Origin of the sequence: Parabacteroides sp. HGS0025 (assembly GCF_000969845.1) — a bacterium.
Taxonomy (GTDB): Bacteria; Bacteroidota; Bacteroidia; order Bacteroidales; family Tannerellaceae; genus Parabacteroides; species Parabacteroides gordonii.
This window is the reverse complement of record NZ_KQ033902.1, coordinates 383,330-400,877: the sequence shown is the minus strand read 5'-3', so window position 1 is coordinate 400,877 and position 17,548 is coordinate 383,330. Positions and strand designations below refer to the sequence as shown.

At 40.3% G+C, this 17,548-nt stretch carries 13 protein-coding genes and 1 tRNA gene; 8 read left to right on the top strand and 6 right to left on the bottom strand.

Going from position 1 to position 17,548, the window contains the following annotated elements:
- Positions 1-11: 11 nt before the first annotated feature.
- The 3 genes from HMPREF1212_RS01330 to HMPREF1212_RS01320 all read right to left on the bottom strand — a co-directional run bounded on the left by HMPREF1212_RS01330 (position 12) and on the right by HMPREF1212_RS01320 (position 5,773).
- On the bottom strand, positions 12-1,382 hold the full coding sequence (locus HMPREF1212_RS01330; protein WP_046148159.1) for a fimbrial protein: 1,371 nt from the start codon (positions 1,380-1,382) through the stop codon (positions 12-14).
- Positions 1,383-1,615: 233 nt separating this feature from the next.
- Positions 1,616-2,911 (bottom strand): fimbrial protein, encoded by a 1,296-nt coding sequence (locus HMPREF1212_RS01325; RefSeq protein WP_082099804.1) that lies wholly within the window; start codon positions 2,909-2,911, stop codon positions 1,616-1,618.
- Positions 2,912-3,727: 816 nt separating this feature from the next.
- Positions 3,728-5,773, bottom strand: coding sequence for a response regulator (locus HMPREF1212_RS01320; protein WP_046148157.1), 2,046 nt, complete (start codon positions 5,771-5,773; stop codon positions 3,728-3,730).
- 613 nt (positions 5,774-6,386) lie between these two features.
- Here HMPREF1212_RS01320 and HMPREF1212_RS01315 point away from each other — a divergent pair.
- The 7 genes from HMPREF1212_RS01315 to HMPREF1212_RS01285 all read left to right on the top strand — a co-directional run bounded on the left by HMPREF1212_RS01315 (position 6,387) and on the right by HMPREF1212_RS01285 (position 15,402).
- Positions 6,387-7,325 carry a FimB/Mfa2 family fimbrial subunit gene (locus tag HMPREF1212_RS01315; RefSeq protein ID WP_046148156.1) on the top strand — a complete coding sequence of 313 codons (939 nt, stop codon included), beginning with the start codon at positions 6,387-6,389 and terminating at the stop codon, positions 7,323-7,325.
- A gap of 682 nt (positions 7,326-8,007) precedes the next feature.
- A complete protein-coding gene (locus HMPREF1212_RS01310; protein ID WP_046148155.1) occupies positions 8,008-8,946 on the top strand; it encodes a FimB/Mfa2 family fimbrial subunit in 939 nt (312 codons plus the stop codon).
- A 531-nt stretch (positions 8,947-9,477) separates the two neighbouring features.
- On the top strand, positions 9,478-10,146 hold the full coding sequence (locus HMPREF1212_RS01305; protein ID WP_046148154.1) for an ABC transporter ATP-binding protein: 669 nt from the start codon (positions 9,478-9,480) through the stop codon (positions 10,144-10,146).
- 17 nt (positions 10,147-10,163) lie between these two features.
- On the top strand, positions 10,164-11,426 hold the full coding sequence (locus HMPREF1212_RS01300; protein ID WP_046148153.1) for an ABC transporter permease: 1,263 nt from the start codon (positions 10,164-10,166) through the stop codon (positions 11,424-11,426).
- Between the two features lie 2 nt (positions 11,427-11,428).
- On the top strand, positions 11,429-12,703 hold the full coding sequence (locus HMPREF1212_RS01295) for an ABC transporter permease (protein ID WP_046148152.1): 1,275 nt from the start codon (positions 11,429-11,431) through the stop codon (positions 12,701-12,703).
- A 33-nt stretch (positions 12,704-12,736) separates the two neighbouring features.
- A complete protein-coding gene (locus HMPREF1212_RS01290) occupies positions 12,737-14,098 on the top strand; it encodes a sigma-54-dependent transcriptional regulator (RefSeq protein ID WP_046148151.1) in 1,362 nt (453 codons plus the stop codon).
- Positions 14,095-15,402, top strand: a complete 1,308-nt coding sequence (locus HMPREF1212_RS01285; protein WP_046148150.1) for a sensor histidine kinase — start codon at positions 14,095-14,097, stop codon at positions 15,400-15,402. Before HMPREF1212_RS01290 ends, HMPREF1212_RS01285 begins: the two co-directional genes overlap by 4 nt.
- 1 nt (position 15,403) lies before the next feature.
- Here HMPREF1212_RS01285 and HMPREF1212_RS01280 read toward each other — a convergent pair whose 3' ends face one another.
- From HMPREF1212_RS01280 to HMPREF1212_RS01270, 3 genes are all read right to left on the bottom strand, one after another.
- Entirely contained in the window at positions 15,404-16,297 is an 894-nt protein-coding gene (locus tag HMPREF1212_RS01280) for a slipin family protein (protein ID WP_046148149.1), read from the bottom strand.
- A gap of 5 nt (positions 16,298-16,302) precedes the next feature.
- Positions 16,303-16,683, bottom strand: coding sequence for a GntR family transcriptional regulator (locus HMPREF1212_RS01275; protein ID WP_028729874.1), 381 nt, complete (start codon positions 16,681-16,683; stop codon positions 16,303-16,305).
- A gap of 180 nt (positions 16,684-16,863) precedes the next feature.
- Positions 16,864-16,937: transfer RNA gene (locus tag HMPREF1212_RS01270), tRNA-Met, on the bottom strand.
- A 198-nt stretch (positions 16,938-17,135) separates the two neighbouring features.
- Here HMPREF1212_RS01270 and HMPREF1212_RS01265 point away from each other — a divergent pair.
- The gene (locus tag HMPREF1212_RS01265) at positions 17,136-17,519 is read left to right on the top strand and encodes an START-like domain-containing protein (RefSeq protein ID WP_046148148.1); all 384 of its coding nucleotides are present in this window, start codon (positions 17,136-17,138) and stop codon (positions 17,517-17,519) included.
- The last annotated feature ends 29 nt before the right edge of the window (positions 17,520-17,548 follow it).

Sequence of the window (17,548 nt, the reverse complement as noted above, 5' to 3'; positions counted from 1 at the left end):
ATATTACTCTGTTAATCGACTTCTTCTTCTTGGTTTACAACATCCCAGTCCTTAACCCTAACCAAAGCACTCATATGAGCCGTATTTTGTATATCATAAGGAGTATCAGATCCGGGACCCATTATTGTCAAAATAACATTATAAACATTATTACGTTTTACATAAATATGTCCAGGAGTTTCCTCTGATAAATCAACAGACTCCCCTTCCTTATTGATTGTTACAGCATAATACCGATCTTTTAACACAACCTTTTTTCCTTTTTCCACAGGTTCATACGTGTAGTCGCCCTTAACAATCAATAATGTTCTATTATCATCTTGTTTTAACATATTTTCATACACATAAAAATATGTACCTAATGGGATCAAAGGACCATAAGACGTTCCAATTTTTGGATATTCTTTGTAATCTACACCATTTTGGTATTCGGCTTTAATTTCAATTATATCATCATTTGATTCATCCAGTCCGAAAATATTACCGACACAAACCCAAGGATCATTATTTAGAAAAGGAAAACGATCATTCATTTCCTTAAAGTTTCGTGGAGGTTTAATTACATTATAGAATAAATAAGAAGCTTCGGTTGCCTGACCATTTTTTAAAGCTCCCTCAATACTTGCATACGCACCACTTAACCAAAAGTTTGAGTTTGAATTGAAAACTTCGGTAGAACCATTGTCTGAAATAAGTTTTGATTGGCTTTTTACATTTGCCACAAAAAATTCTTTTAATTTAAAAGTTACATCGCCTTTTCCTAGATAGTTCTCACTTGGCCGAAGAAAAATAGTTTCAAGTTGAACCATTGAAACATTTCTAATTAATTTTACAGGATTCTTTGTAACAACATATCCATCTTCCTTATCAAATCCCACATAATTACGTCCTGGTTTTAAATCATATTCCAGAATTTCACTACTCATCGTCAAGCCATTTCTAGAATTATCCTGATCATTTACATTCTTTTCATTCTTCAACAAAACTTCTAGCTTTTTATATTCTGAAATGTCTGTCCCTGCTACTTCTATTTTACTCAAATTGTCATCATCGAAATAGTTGGCAAATAAAATAAGTTTCACAGCTCCAGCAACAACCGGTACACCCATTATACTGGTTACTTTCTCTTCTCCTTCTGCAGAAACTTCAGTCAAACTCAACAATTTATCTTTCACAAAGATTGCTAATGATAACTTTTTTATTCTATTATAGTCAGCATGAGGGATAGCTGCCTTTGTTTTAGCATCGTTTTTAATTGCCAAAGACAAGGTAGCATTACAAACTAAAGGCTCTTCCTTTTTTATCACATCATCCACATCATCTGTAGAACACGATAATAAAGCTACTGCTAGAATAGAGAATATGTAACTTTTCAGTTTCATAGATATATTGATTTTCTTTTGTTTATACTCTAATTTCACATTACAAATGTAACCTGTTTATCATAAAACATAGATAGGTACAACTCTCTATATTAATAGATAAATGAATCAACTTTATTTCAATGATAGATTTACCACGGAAATATTATAAATGCACCATTATATACTGAATTCCAGAAATAAAAAATGCCTCCGATTGGAAGCATTTTTTATTTCTGGAAAAACCGCTTGGATTATTCAATTTCAGTGCTTTGATTGATATGACCAAAATCAACGACTTCAACCTTTACATCCAAGTAAGTATCATCTTCAGCTTTCGGACCAAACGGAGTTGTATAACCAGGACCGGCAACTTTCAAATCAACATTATATTGTAAGTTACGAACTGTACCTGATAATGAAGAGCGAGAACCGTCAAAACCTTCAGGTGCATTATAAGTACCGTCTTCTTTATTTATTCCCGTAATTCCATCCTTACCAATTGCTACAGAATAATATCTGCTTTCCGGATTTTGGACTTCTCCATATTTGAATTTGCCTTGTACTACCAGTAATGTGTAAATATCAGTTGATGTATTTTCATATACATAAGAAGAGTTACCAGTAGTTGGTTCCCACAGGGTTTGTCCATTTATGTCCTCAGCAGACAGGTCTAAGCTAAAAACTGAAGCATAATCATACACTTTAGTATCTGTCAAATATTTCTGTATAATTTTATTAGCGCCGAAATCTTTCATATAGTCTGCCCATCCAACATAGACTTTATTTTCAGCACCATTTAGATAATTAAGAGAAGTCGGCATAGTTGTTCCCCATGAAGCACCTTCAGCACCAACAAGATTTGTTGTTTTATTTGCATGCAAAATAAAAACATCTTCAACATCCAATGTTGCATCTTTATATTTTGTTTCATCAGCTGTAACTTGTACTTTGCTAAGAACGATCTTTGCTACGTTACGATACAATTTAACAGTTTTACCTCCTGCTTGATCTAGATAATGACCTTTATAGCTATTAGCCTCATCTACTGTATAACCTAAGTAATTTGTTACACCAGCCTGAATATCTACATTATAAACACCGCTATTCATAGAAAGTTTTCCATCTACTTCTTCTGCAAAATCCTTAGTATCACCTAACACTGTAGAATATTCAGTACCATTTGTCAAACCAGCAGTATAGCCACTAACTTTACTTTCAACATTAGCTAACACCAAAACACGCTTAGCACCGGCAGTAATCTTCTCTGCTATCACAGAAGAAGCTCCCGCTTTGCCTTCATTATTAACACCTTTAGATTCCAAACGTCCAGTTTTTACATCAAAGACCAATACTGCTAATGAAGAAATTGTTTTATCTGTTACACCTTCTACTTTTGTTAATGCCGGTGTTGCAATCTTTACTTCCAGAGCAGCTTCTGCATTTGGAGTTTCATTTCCACCTCCATTATCAATAGGATCGTCATCATTCGAGCAAGAAGCGAATGCACATGCAATCATTGTTGCATACAATAAATTTCTAAGTTTCATATTCTTAAATTTTGAAGTTATATAATACGTTTAATAAATACTAGTTTTAGCCTCGGGAGAATTATCACTTTTACCCTATACGATAATTTGTTTCCTGATGACAATGCAAAGGTATAGCCGCCCTGAAAAACCGCGGATAGGTATCAGTCTCAATTATAATAGGTAAAACTCTAAATCTTTTTTTAAGGCAAAAAATAGATTTTTAAGAACATGTGCGTTGCTCTCAAAAGATGGGTGAAAATATCTTATAGCATTGATTTTACAATTAGCAAAATGTTATTTTTGCCCCTTGCTGCGGAAGCTATATGGATCGGTAGTCGAGTCTGTTTGTTTTTATGAGGCTGTAATAAAGTTAGATGTTATCATATTGCCAAACAAAATCTTACGTTGTTTTCATTTTCATGTTTTTTCTTTGGGAAATTCTATGTCTATGCCTGCCAATAAAGCTATTTCTTTCCCCTATGACATTTCAAACACACCACCCTAGAAAAGCATTCCAGAAAAGAAAGATGCTATTCAGCATATAATAATGGCTCAAAAAAGCACTATTTCGATCTTCAACAAACCCGATTTAACATATTTTCAGTCTTAAATAAATCACATCTTCATTTAAAAGGAATTTATTTTCGTTTTAAGCGAAGTTGAAATTCGTTTAAAACGAGATTGTGAAGTACCGGATGAGACTTAAATTGTTAATAATTGTATCAAGAGAATTCACAGAACCCGATTAAAACAAATAAGCCCGTCACAAGGACAGGCTTATTTACAACATAGTGTTATTATTTTATCGATTTACAGATCGTTTTGTCACATTCTTTAGGGTTGTCCGTATTGGGAAGGCGTTGTTCCATACTGCTCCGTAAAACGTTTACGAAACGTGGCCGTATCATTAAATCCAACCATTTCTGATACTTCCTGCACTGAATATTGTTGCGTCTGGATCAACTCGGCAGCCTTTTTCAGACGGATCGTACGGGTCAATTCCAGGATACTACAGTCAGAGAATTGCTTGATTTTACGATACAATGTCGGCAGACTCATGTTCAATGAGTCTGCGAGCACCTTTGCCTCAAAGGTGGAATCGTCGAGGTGCATCTCGATATTTTTAACGACCAGATCCATAAACGGGTTGCTCGGCACAGACGGTTCATTCGTATCCGGATCAGCGTTTGAGGTTCCCGCCAGGGTATTGGTGAAATATTGCTTCAGCTGTTCGCGACGTTTCACCAGGCTGTTCAATTTGCTGCGAAGTATTTCTACGTCGAAAGGCTTTGTGATATAATCGTCAGCCCCGGCTTCAATTCCGGTAATGACATCTTCACTCTCTACCTTAGCCGTCAGCATAACTACCGGGGTCTGGGAGGTACGCGGATCACCCTTCAACTTCTTACAAGTTTCAAAACCATCCATTACCGGCATCATCACATCACAAAGTATCAGATCCGGCAACGTTGCAAAGGCTATCTGTACTCCCTCTTCGCCATTACGCGCCTCCAGTATTTCATATTCTTTGGTAAAGACATGCTTCAGGAACCAACGGATCTGATCGCTATCATCGATAACCAGGATCTTTTTACCCATTGCTTTCTTCTGGGGAATGATCTGGATAAACTCGGCAATTTCTTCTTTCTGGCGATCATTCAGTTTCACCAGGTCGGCTTCCGGTTCTACGAATTCCACACGACGATCCAGCAGGTGCTGTTTACCCAACGGTATTAATAAGGTATAGATGGTTCTCGTATTGTCGGCATCGCTACTGAAAAATCCGCCGATATCGTCTATCATGTCGGAAACTTGTTTCAGTCCGCGGCGTGTACTTTCATTTTCATCCAACCCTTCATCCTCCACAGACAAAGAGCAATAGGCTTTACCGTCTTTCTGCACCACAGAAAGATTCAAAGACACTTTACCGTACGAGAATGTATTTTTAAATGCATTAGATAATAACGTACGCAAAGCATACTCCATTTTACGACGGTCGAGCCAGATCCACAAAACAGATGTCTGGGTATTGATCTGGAAGTCGACATTGTTCATTGCCACCCAGTCTACAAACAAATCGCATATCTGGCGGGATATATCCACCAGATCGTAACGGGCGATACGCAGATAATTGGCCACATCATTTGCCCGTCTGGTTCCGATCAGCTGGTCGGCAAGGTCTTGCAGGGCAAGTGTATTACGATAGGCTGAAAGCAACTGGGTAGACATTTCCTGGCTCTCATCCTTATTTTGCACCACCAGGGCCAGCGATCCCAGCACTAACGAAAGAGGGGTACGCATCTCGTGGATCGTTTCTATAAAGAAATTATCATGAATGCTTTCAGCATCTTTTAACCGTTGTTCCGCCTCGGAAAGCCTGTCGGCCACTTCCCGTTGAAGGGAATCACTCTCCTTTATCTTGGCGACAAGCATTTGTTCCAGGTCTTTTTTATTACTGTTCAGGGTGGAGATCATTGTTTCCTGCGCGATAAGTTTTTGGGAAAGTTCTTCATTTACGGTAGCCAGTTCACTCTCCCGGGACTCCAATTCCGTGGCTTTTTCTTCGATGAAATGTTTCTTTTCTTCCAGATCCGCATTTTCTGTTTCTAACTCCTTACACTTTTTCACAGCTTCATCCCGCTGTTGAAGCAACAATTCCTTTTCTTTTTTGATCTCTTTCGATTGTCCTGTAAAGCCCGTGTACATCTTCCGCAAGTAAAAACATGCCGAGATAAAGAATATGGCTAAAAGAACAACTACCGCAAGTACAACAATATCCAAAGTTCCCACAGCCCCTTCTGCGGCAAACGCCTGCTGACCGCAAAAAGCAAAGCAAACAAGAAACACGGATAATTTCCTGGACAAAGCTTTATTATTCATAACTGATAAATATATTTTAGTTCTTAGATTACCTCTATCTACCGATCCGGATCTCCTCAACAACTCCACTTTCTATTAATTGCTATATATAATGTACAAATATCACAATAAAATTTCGTTTTCCGAGTACAGCGCCCTTTATTTTTCTGAAAAAAGATATGATAATCATATTTCCTTCAGACAAATTTCGATATAAAGGTTTTAAATTTATGATTTATCGTTTATTGTCACCTGTTATTTTTCCAAGCAAAAATTACAGGCCAACTTCTTCTTTTTGACAGAAACGCCACCTATCGACAGGTGTATTTCTATCAAAAATGGGTAATTTTATATCACACCTCCTATCTGACAGCAAAAAACAGCATCCATATACCTCAGGATAAAATAATAGTTTTACCCATGTTTGAGAGGTTTACGCCCGTTGTATTGATATTTTCAGCAACTATTTTGATCGTTTTAACTTTTATTATACTCATATTCGATACACATATCATTTTAGCATCTATATTTGCAATGTCAACGAGAGACAAAAGGTTTTGATGAGGGTCTTAACCGGTTAGCGAATCTCTCGGACAGTATAGGGTAATTTCAAAGCATATAAAAAGTTAAGGTCATGAAAAAGGGTAGAATTTTCACAAATTGTTTGTATTTTGTCTGCACACTCGTTGCAGCAATTTCTTTCGCAAGCTGTTCAGCTGATAGCGATTCCTCATATTCAGGTATAGACGAAAAAGTGATTGAAAATGCTGCCGAAAAGACAGATGCTTCTTTTTCTGTTGTTTTGAAAGCCTATTCAGACAATAAAGATATCACAGTTAAGGGTGATGTAGACCAGACTACGCTGTTCGTTTTCGATCAGAATAATGACTTCTACAAACAAGTTACTCTTGACAGAACTTATTTACTGCAAGCGAAACCGGTTGAAATCAGCTGTCCGGGATCAAAACAGATCACAGTTGTTGCATGGGCAGGTCTTTCTTCCGAAAACGAAGAGATCAGCACAATGAGTCAGGCAAACATTATCTCTGACTTACAGGTTAGCTTGAAACAAAACAATGGCGTTGCCGCTACTTTACCCGGAGATTTATTCTACGGACAGGTTACATTAAAAAGCGCTTCGACAAAATCAGGTGCTGAAACATTAAAAATAGAACGTAAAGTTTCCTCTATTTCTTTAATTACCAAAAGTGTTATTAAAGTATTGGATTCAAAAGAAGGAAATTTTTATTACAAAGTAAAAAATACAAAAGGCTCTTTCAATCATAATGGAGAATTAACAGGTGAGAATATTGAATATATTATCCCTGCTACTTTAAACGCAAAAGGAAATGTTGTTGCTGAAAACACAACCATTTTACCGGCCTCCAACATTACTGTAGAGCTTTACAAAGACGATAAAATGATCCTTTCTTCCGAAAATGTCAAAAATTTGGAGAAAGTGTCTGTAAACGAAGGAGAATTGTCAGAATTGACTTTCGATCTTTCAAGAAACAGTGGTAATATTGTTGTAACAGACTGGGGTACAGTTATTCAGCACGTTACTATTGATTAAATTTGACCCTCAATTTTTTATATGCATAAAGGCGTACATCCGGATAGTTCCGCGTGTGCGCCGTTTTTTTTCATATATCCGATTCTCCGTGATAGGAATACCACCCTATTTGATAGCCATACATATGTTAATATATTCAACACAATGATTATCAAGGATAAAGAGATACAATGATGGGTAAATATATCACATGTGATAGGATTACCTACCACAATATAAAAACACACCCTAATAATCAATTTATAATGCAGGGAATATAATGAAAGGATATAAGCGATTCAGTATTTGACAGATTTGAATGTTACTTTTCTCTTGAAAGAAAAGTAGGTTCAATATTTTCTAAACCAAAATATCAGACATGCCTTAGCTTGTATTCGTATCACAAACATATGTATTTATATCACATCAACCCATATACCGCAGGTTGTATTTGTATCATTTCAGGAGCCTCAAAAGATACTTTTACCCTCATTCAAGAGACTCGCACCTCTTGTTTTGACATTTTCAGCAACTATTTTGATCGTTTTAACTTTTATTTCACATACATTTGATACTTATATCATTTTAGTATCTATATTTGTAATGTCAACGAGAGACAAAAGGTTTTGATGAGGGTCTTAACCGGTTAGCGAATCTCTCGGACAGTATAGGGTAATTTCAAAGCATATAAAAAATTAAGGTCATGAAAAAGGGTAGAATTTTCACAAATTGTTTGTATTTTGTTTGCACACTCGTTGCAGCAATCTCTTTCGCAAGCTGTTCAGCAGATAGCGATTCCTCCTATTCAGGTATAGATGAAAAAGTAATTGATAATGCGTCTTCTCAGGTTGATGCTTCTTTTTCTGTTGTCCTGAAAGCTTATTCCGATAACAAAGACATTACTGTTAAGGGCGATGTAGACCAGACTACGCTGTTCGTTTTCGACCAGAATAACGACTTCTACAAACAAGTGACTCTCGACAGAACTTATTTACTGCAGGCAAAACCGGTTGAAATCAGTTGCCCGGGTTCAAAACAGATCACAGTTGTTGCATGGGCAGGTCTTTCTTCCGACAGCGAAGAGATCAGCGCAATGAGCCAGGCCAATATTATCTCTGATTTACAGGTTAGCTTGAAACAAAACAACGGTGTTGCCGCTGCATTACCCGGAGATTTATTCTACGGACAGGCTACATTGAAAAGCGCTTCAACAAAATCAGGTGCTGAAACATTAAAAATCGAACGTAAAGTTTCTTCTATTTCTTTAATTACTAAAAGCGTTATTAAAGTGTTGGATTCAAAAGAAGGAAATTTTTACTACAAAGTAAAAAACACAAAAGGCTCTTTCAATCATAACGGAGAATTGACTGGTGAGAATATTGAATATATTATTCCTGCTACTTTAAACGAAAAAGGAAATGTTGTTGCTGAAAACTCAGCTATTTTACCGGCCTCTGACGTTACTATAGAGCTTTACAAAGACGATATCATGATCCTTTCTTCAAAAAATGTCAAAAATTCGGAGAAAGTATCTGTAAACGAAGGAGAACTGTCAGAAATCACTTTTAACCTTTCAAAAAATAATTGCAATATTGTTGTAACAGACTGGGGTACAGTTATTCAACACGTTACAATTGGTTAATCGACCCTCAATTTTTTATATGCATATTGGCGGACATTCGGATAATTCTGAATGTCCGCTATTTTTTTTCATATACCCGATTCTAAGTGATAGGATTACCACCCATTATGATATCAATACATACGTCAACAAACCTTTCATTATTCACGCAACCCTTATTCAACAAGGGTTGACACAAATACCACTTATGAGTGACACGAATACCACCTAACAGAATATAACTATACCAGTACATTTGTGGACACAATACAATTTGTGAAATTTTACCCTATACTCTGCTTGTGTGAACCCTTAATTCCGCAAGCAAACCTTAATTAATATAACCGTGAGGTTACATAATTAATATAGCCCGCACTCCCTGATTGTTTGTTTATTACAAGCGGAGAGTGCGGGTTTTCTTTTTGAGTATAATATTGTGGACAGATTTGTCCGTATTCGGACACCCCTCATACAAGCGCACTCCTCATATTCAACACAATAGGACTTTGGCACATACGTTGTTTATATATTGCCAGATAAACGGAGGATAATATGGAAATAATTAAACTGGAAGGTATAACAAAAGTATACCGCACTACAGAAGTAGAAACCACTGCGCTTGAAAATGTGAATCTCACCGTCAGAAAAGGTGAATTTCTTTCTATCATGGGGCCATCCGGATGCGGAAAGAGTACCCTGCTTAATTTAATGGGATTATTGGATTTACCCGAAAAAGGAAAGATCCTGATCAATGAAGCGGAAACCACACGGATGAAAGACAGTGAAATGGCTGAATTCAGGAATAAGATGCTGGGGTTCGTTTTCCAGAGCTTTCACCTAATCAATTCACTGAGTGTGCTGGATAATGTGGTACTCCCGTTGCTCTACCGGAATTCGACGGGCAAAAGTCGCCGGGAAGCGGCCGAAAAAGTACTGGAGAAGGTAGGACTATCACATCGCATGAGACATTTCCCTACACAGCTATCGGGTGGACAATGTCAGCGCGTGGCATTGGCGCGGGCTATCGTCGGGAATCCGCAGATTATTCTGGCGGATGAGCCGACCGGAAACCTGGACAGTAAAATGGGGGCGGAAATCATGGAACTTCTGTTCCAGTTGAACAACGAAGGAACAACCATTGTAATGGTCACCCATGATGAGCATATAGCCGAGACGACACAACGCATTGTCCGTTTCTTCGACGGAAGACGAGTTGAATAATTCATAAAGAAACCACTATGTACAAGATATATTTCAAACAGGCACTGCTGATGCTGAAACAAAATAAGTTTATCAGCATGATAGCTATTATGGGAACAGCACTGGCAATCATGATGATCATGACAATCATCGTTGCCGATGAGATAAAAGGTATCAGTGCACCACCGGAAATAAACAGGGAAAGAACTTTGCATACCAATTATCAGGTGAAAAAAGATACGACAAAAAACAGCTGGCAATCGGGTACCCTGTCGTATGATATCGTGAAAGATTATCTTTATCCGCTGAAGACTCCCTTATATATTTCAGCCTTCACTTCTTTAGCTTCCCGCCCGTCTACGCTGACCGGCCGGGAAGGTTCAAGCGAGATTATAAATGCACATCAGAGACTGACAGACGCGACTTACTGGAAAATATTTTCATTTTCCTTTATAGAAGGCAGGCCGTTCAGCGAAGAAGAATTTACTTCCGGAATATCGGTAGCAGTCATAAGTGAATCGCTGGGAAAAAAAGTGTTCAAGGGAGAGACAGTGCTCGGACAAACAATCCTGATCAACTTCAAACCTTACCGGATCATAGGGGTTGTAGAAGATGTTTCGCCTGTATTCAGACTGGCTCATGGTGAATTATGGGCTCCCTATTCATCCCTGAAAAAAGAGGATTTGTATTTTAACGTGGCCATGCTGGCTGAAAAAACGAGCGACTTCGCTGCTATAACGGCAGAGGTGAGGAATATGGAGAAAAAATATAATTCGGAAAATCTCCCCTGGACTCTTTTTATCAAAGGCCCGCTGAACAACCAACTCTACCAGAAGAGTATCTGGGGAAACAATGTCGAAGAAATTGCCCAGTCCATCGTCATACAAAACAGGAAAATGATTTTCATCCTACTGATACTGTTAATGATACCGGCTATCAACCTCTCCGGGCTAAGTCTTTCACGCATAAAAAAGCGGACGGAAGAAATCGGGATCCGGAAAGCTTTCGGTGCGAAAAGATATACCATCCTGATACAGGTTCTCTTTGAAAACCTGATTACCTCGCTAATCGGCGGAGTGATCGGTCTGATCCTGTCGTACATCGTAATTTTCCGGATGCGGGATTGGTTGCTCGGAATTCCGTCCGGCAGCGTGATACCGGCCGATACGCTGATCTCCATTCCGATCTTACTGGCTGTATTTGCCGTATGCCTGGTCATCAACCTGCTTTCTGCGGGAATACCGGCTTACAGGGCTTCACGGATGAAGATTATTAATTCACTCAATCAAAATGACAAATAATTATGATACGTCACATATTCAAAATAATCTGGAACGAACGTAAAACGAATGCGTGGATCACCCTGGAATATATTCTTGTATTCTGCGTGCTATGGTTTTGCGTCGATTACCTTTTCTATATGGGGAAATGCTATTTCGAACGAAGCGGTTTCGATATAGAGAATACCTATGAGATCAATATGCAGGAGAAACCGGCCAATAGTGCGGTATACCCGGCAGAGGACGGACAAACGGAAGAAATAGACAAACAGGCATTGGCTATGACTTTTCTGAGCCGGGTAAAAAATTATCCGGGAGTGGAAAGCGTAAGTTTCTCAAAATGGGGAGCACCTTTCGGCTGGTCGAATTATATGAGTAGTTTTCATATTAATGAAGATACGACCGATATGGTAAACTTACGCATGAGGTGGGTGACAGACGGTTTCTTCGATGTATTTAAAGTTAAAAGTACGGTAAGCGATTTCAGCCGGTGGGGAATACCGGGAACAAACCCGATCATAATCAGCCCCAGCCGAGACGGGAAATTCGGATCGCATGATTATTCCCGGGAACTATCGGAAATAAAAAAACTGACCTCCACCGATATCGACAAAACCGTTTATACGGTGATCGGGACTACCGACAAGATGAAGGACAGTTATTTCGAATCTTTTTTCAGTAATATGATACAACCTCTGAAAAAAGAAGAGTACAACCTGTCGGATATACAGATATATATACGTATAAGTCCGGAAGCGGACAAAGATTTCGCCGAACGGTTTACCCGGGAAATGAGGGAACAACTGATGCTAGGCCCTTATTTTATGGCTTCCATTTTCTCGACTCCCGAAAGTGCCAAAACAATAAACTGGCCCACAAACGAGTTGAACGGAATATATGCTATTACAACATTCCTGATCCTGAATATATTCCTGGGGATTATCGGGACATTCTGGTATCGTACGCAGGCACGCCGGAGCGAGGTAGGTCTCAGGCTAGCCCTGGGAGCAACCAGACAAGGAGTGAAACGGATGATTTTCGGTGAGACGTTGCTGATATTATTCATTGCCAGCGTGGTGGGCGTAAATATATGCCTTAATATCGGACAAACGGAACTACTGGAGTTGCTGGATATCCCAATCTCCAACAGGATGGACGCAGGAATCGGGGTAGAACAGGAGTTTATCAATTACCTGTTGACTTTCGGTCTTCTGGCCACCGTATCACTGATAGCCGTATGGTATCCTGCGCGGCAGGCTGCGAAGATTCCACCGGCAGAGGCTTTACGGGACGAATAAATTTAGTAACTTTGGTAAATAATACTAATAGCTATGATACTTATCTGTGATGATGACGTAACGGTACGGACTTCGCTTACACTGGTATTGAAACGTGCCGGGTATGAGGTAGCAACGGCTGCGAACCAGCAGGAGGCCATCGACTTCGTGCGCCACACCTGTCCGCAGCTGATCCTGATGGATATGAATTATAGCAATACGACTACCGGGGAAGAAGGTTTGGAATTGCTTGCCAAGGTACGGATATTCTGTCCTGCCATCCCGGTTATCCTGATCACGGCATGGGGTTCCATCAATCTTGCCGTTCAGGGTATACGAGCCGGGGCTTTCGACTTTATCACCAAGCCCTGGAACAACCTGGCTTTGCTGAAAACAATACAAACAGCCATACAACTGCAGGAGAGCGAAGAAAAAGGGCTGGAACAAAGACCTGAAAAGACGGAAAGGGCGGATAATTTTGATAAGATCATCGGAAAATCCGTCCTTCTGCAACAGGTTCTTAACACGATCACACGCATCAGCCGTACAAATGCCCCTGTCCTGATCACGGGAGAAAGCGGCACAGGCAAGGAACTGATTGCCGAAGCGATCCACGAAAGCAGTAACCGGCAGGGCAAACCGTTTGTCAAGGTCAATCTGGGAGGTATTTCGCAATCATTGTTCGAAAGTGAAATGTTCGGACATAAGCAGGGGGCTTTCACTGATGCCCGCCACGACCGGATCGGGCGTTTTGAACTGGCGGACAAAGGTACGATCTTCCTGGATGAGATCGGGGAGCTGGATCTGGTTTGCCAGGTAAAGTTACTCAGGGTTTTGCAGGATCAGACATTCGAGCCGCTGGGAGAAAGCAAACCCAGGCAGGTGGATACGCGCATCATCTGTGCGACAAACAAGAACCTTCCGGAAATGGTAGCGCAAGGTGTATTCCGGGAAGACTTATTCTATCGCATCAACTTGATCACCATACAGATGCCGGCCTTGCGCGAACGGACAGAGGATATACCCTTACTGGTCGACTATTTTGCCCGTAAGCAGGCGGAGCAAAACAATCTGCCTCCGGCTAAAATTTCACAGGAGGCATTCGGTTTTCTGAAGAAACTGCCGTTTCACGGTAATATCCGCGAACTGAAGAACCTGGTGGAGCGTACAATCCTGATCTCCGGTAAAGAAATCATTACGGATGTCGATTTCAAAAAGCAATATATCGAGGTTCCTGCCGGTCAACCGACAGGCGGGAATGCGATCCTCTCCCTGGATATGGTGGAAAAGAACATGATACAAAAAGCGGTCGAGTTATATGGTTGCAATCATTCCAAAATCGCTACGGCATTAGGACTGAGCAGGCAGACTTTATACCGTCGCCTTGAAAAATACGACATTAAACTCCCCGAATGAAGTCGAAGTGGATATTCTGGACGATTGCTGCACTTATCGCCTGCATATCGAGCGGCATAGGGCTCTTGTTCTTCCGGGATGAGCCGATACCTTTCTGGGTTGTACAATGTATCGCCATCCTATCCCTTCTGTTGGCTGCATTTATATATCATATGTTGGTCAAGCCTTACCATATCCTGCTGAGCGGGATGCAACTTCTGAAAGACCAGGATTTTTCCACTCATTTACGTGCGGTCAGGAATAAAGACGCCAACGAGTTGATCGGGATTTTCAACCGGATGATCTCGCAGTTGCGGAGCGAACGGCTGGCCGTACGGGAAAAGAATCAGTTCCTTGACCTGCTGATTCACGCATCACCGCAGGGTATCGTTATCCTGAATTTTGATAAACAGATCGTAGAAGTAAATCCTTCGGGCTTGAATGTGTTGAATATTTCCGATATTTCAGAGATCAAAGGAAAGACTTTTAAAGAATCCACATTCGACCTGGCTCCTGCGTTGGCTCAATTAAAACTGGGCAGTGATATGATGGTACGTAATTCGGTAAACAAAGTGTATCGTTGCAGCCATTCGTCATTTATCGACCAGGGATTCAATCATCCTTTTATACTGATAGAAGAGATCACGCACGAATTGCAGAAAGTAGAAAAGGACTCGTATGAACGTATCATCCGGATGATGTCTCACGAAGTAAATAATTCGGTCGGGGCGATCGGCTCTACTTTGAATGTCGTTACCGATATTTTCAGGCAGGAAGAAAACAGCAAATGGGATTATGTGCTGCCTGCTGTCGAGGCTTCTTTCGACCGTTGCGGACATCTGGCCAGTTTTATCAGCAATCTGGCGCAGGTTATCCGTATTCCGGAACCTACCCTCTCTCCTATTTCCCTCAATGAACAGGTTCGTTCGGTATATGCACTGACCAGCGCCGAATGCCGCCAGAGAGATATAGAACTGACTCTATCGCTGACGGAAGAAGATCAATATATCCATGTAGACGGCATCCAGTTTGAGCAAGTCCTGGTCAATATCATCAAAAATGCCTACGAAGCGATCGGGAAAAACGGGAAGATACATATCTATACATATCAATCCCCGTTATCCATTATAATAGAGGACAATGGCCCCGGAATGAGCGAAGAGACCAGACAAAAACTCTTCACCCCCTTCTTTACCACCAAATCGTCCGGCCAGGGGATCGGCCTGATGTTTGTCCGGGAAGTCCTAACCAACCATCATTGCAAGTTCAGCCTGACAACAGAGGATGGTTGTACCCGGTTTAAAATTCTCTTCGAAGAAATATAAATTATTCGTGCATAAATGCCTCATTGCTTTTTGCCAACGAAACCAATCCACCCATAGCACCCAAGTTCATGGAGTCAAGTGCCGAACTAGGGACGATCACCATAGAGCCTTTTTCTTTCAAGCCCTCGAATAGCATATTCATACCTCTGAGATGTAGGGCCACCGGATTATCGGTGTACTTTCGACTGGCCAGTTCGAATTTCTCGGCAATTTCTGTCTCGGCCGTTCCCAGAATAACACGTGCTCTTCTTTCACGCTCGGCCTGTGCTTCCTTACTCATGGCATCGGCCAGATCCTGAGGTATGGCAATATCATTGATACCTACGGTTTGGCATGTGATACCCCAGGGATTCGTATTCCGGTCTAAAACATGTTGCAAATCTTCGGCTATTTTATCACGTTCCTGCAAGAGAGTAGATAGTTCGTGCTTACCGATCGTATCTCTCAAACCGGTCTGAGCAATATGCTCGATCGCTTTTTGATACTCCTGTACCTCTAATGCGGCTTTTTCGACATCCCATACCGTCCAATACACAACAGCATCCACATTTACCGGCACCGTATCTTTGGTAAGGGTCTGCTCTGCTTTAAAAGCACTCACCCGCACACGCTGGTCGATATAAGCAGACACACTGTCGATAACAGGAATTATCATAAACGGGCCGGGGCCTCTTAATCCTTTGAATTTACCCATGCGCAACACTACCGCCCGCTCCCACTGATCGGCAATACGGATTGAAGAAGCCAACAATCCGGCAAAAATGATCAAAAGCAGAAAGATCTGCGTATTGACTATTTCCATAGCATACAGAACAACCGATACGAAAATCAATACCAGCAATACGGAAAAAGAAATAGGATTAAACCATCCCTTGTTGATTACATTTGTTGTCATATCTATTATTTTTTAGAGGTTTCTATGTTCTTCAATTCCTTAATCACTTCATCGAGACTAAAACCGTAACTGAAAGCAACAGAAGAAAATTGTATACAAATTTCTTTCAGTTTATCTTCTCTTTCCCTTTCCGGCATCACATTCTCTGTTTTGTTGATAAAGGTCCCGGTTCCCTGCTGGGTCTCCAGAATATTTTTGATCTCCAATTCTTTATAAGCTTTAGACACCGTATTCAGATTCACCTTTAACTCTACAGCAAGTGCCCTGACCGTAGGAAGCTGTTCCCCCAATTTGAGCTGTCCGGATGCTATGCCAAATATAATCTGGTCGATAATCTGACGGTATACCGGTACGCCGCTGGAATAATCTAATAAGAACTTGATCATATAATTATATATTGTGTTATACAAACATTGTACTATTATTATATGACAAAGATACAAGAAAAATTATTTCTACAAACTTTTTACAGGATTTTTTCTAAAAAACTTATTTGTGGTAAAGGGCAAACATACAGGTAAGTAAAAACAATAAAGGCTTACAATTTCTTGTAAGCCTTTATTTTGTAGCGAGACCCGGGATTGAACCGGGGACCTCATGATTATGAATCATGCGCTCTAACCAGCTGAGCTATCTCGCCATCATGTTGTCATTTTTCCTTATTGACGCTGCAAAAGTAGAGGTTATTTTTATATTATGCAACAGTTTGGCGAAAAAAAATCGTTTATTTTTCGGGGCTTTCAGCTAAGCCGTTAAAAATTAGAAGTTTTTTTATCCTGAGAATATTGGCAAATAGCAATCTTTTGCCTATCTTGCTCCGCAATTAATAGCATGAAAGATGAAAAAAGAGAAGTTTCATATCGAATACGTTTTCGATAAAGTTTCGCGGCGAAGTTTATGGAATCACCTCACTACCCCTCCCGGACTTTCGGCGTGGTTCGCTGATGATGTCACTATCAACAACAACACCTATATTTTTAAGTGGGACAGAGATGAGCAGGAAGCCGAAGTTTTGGCTGTAAAACCGGAAATAAGTATCCGTTACCGATGGGCAGACGAGGATGACGACACTGTTTACTTCGAATTTTTAATTCACACTGTTGAACTTACCGGAGCAACCGCTCTTGAAATTACCGACTTTGCCGAGCCGGACGAAAAGAAAGACTCAATCAATTTATGGGACTCGCAAGTCTATGAATTGAAACGTACACTCGGTATTTAGGTTGTTTTAGAGATTTATGTCATGTACTT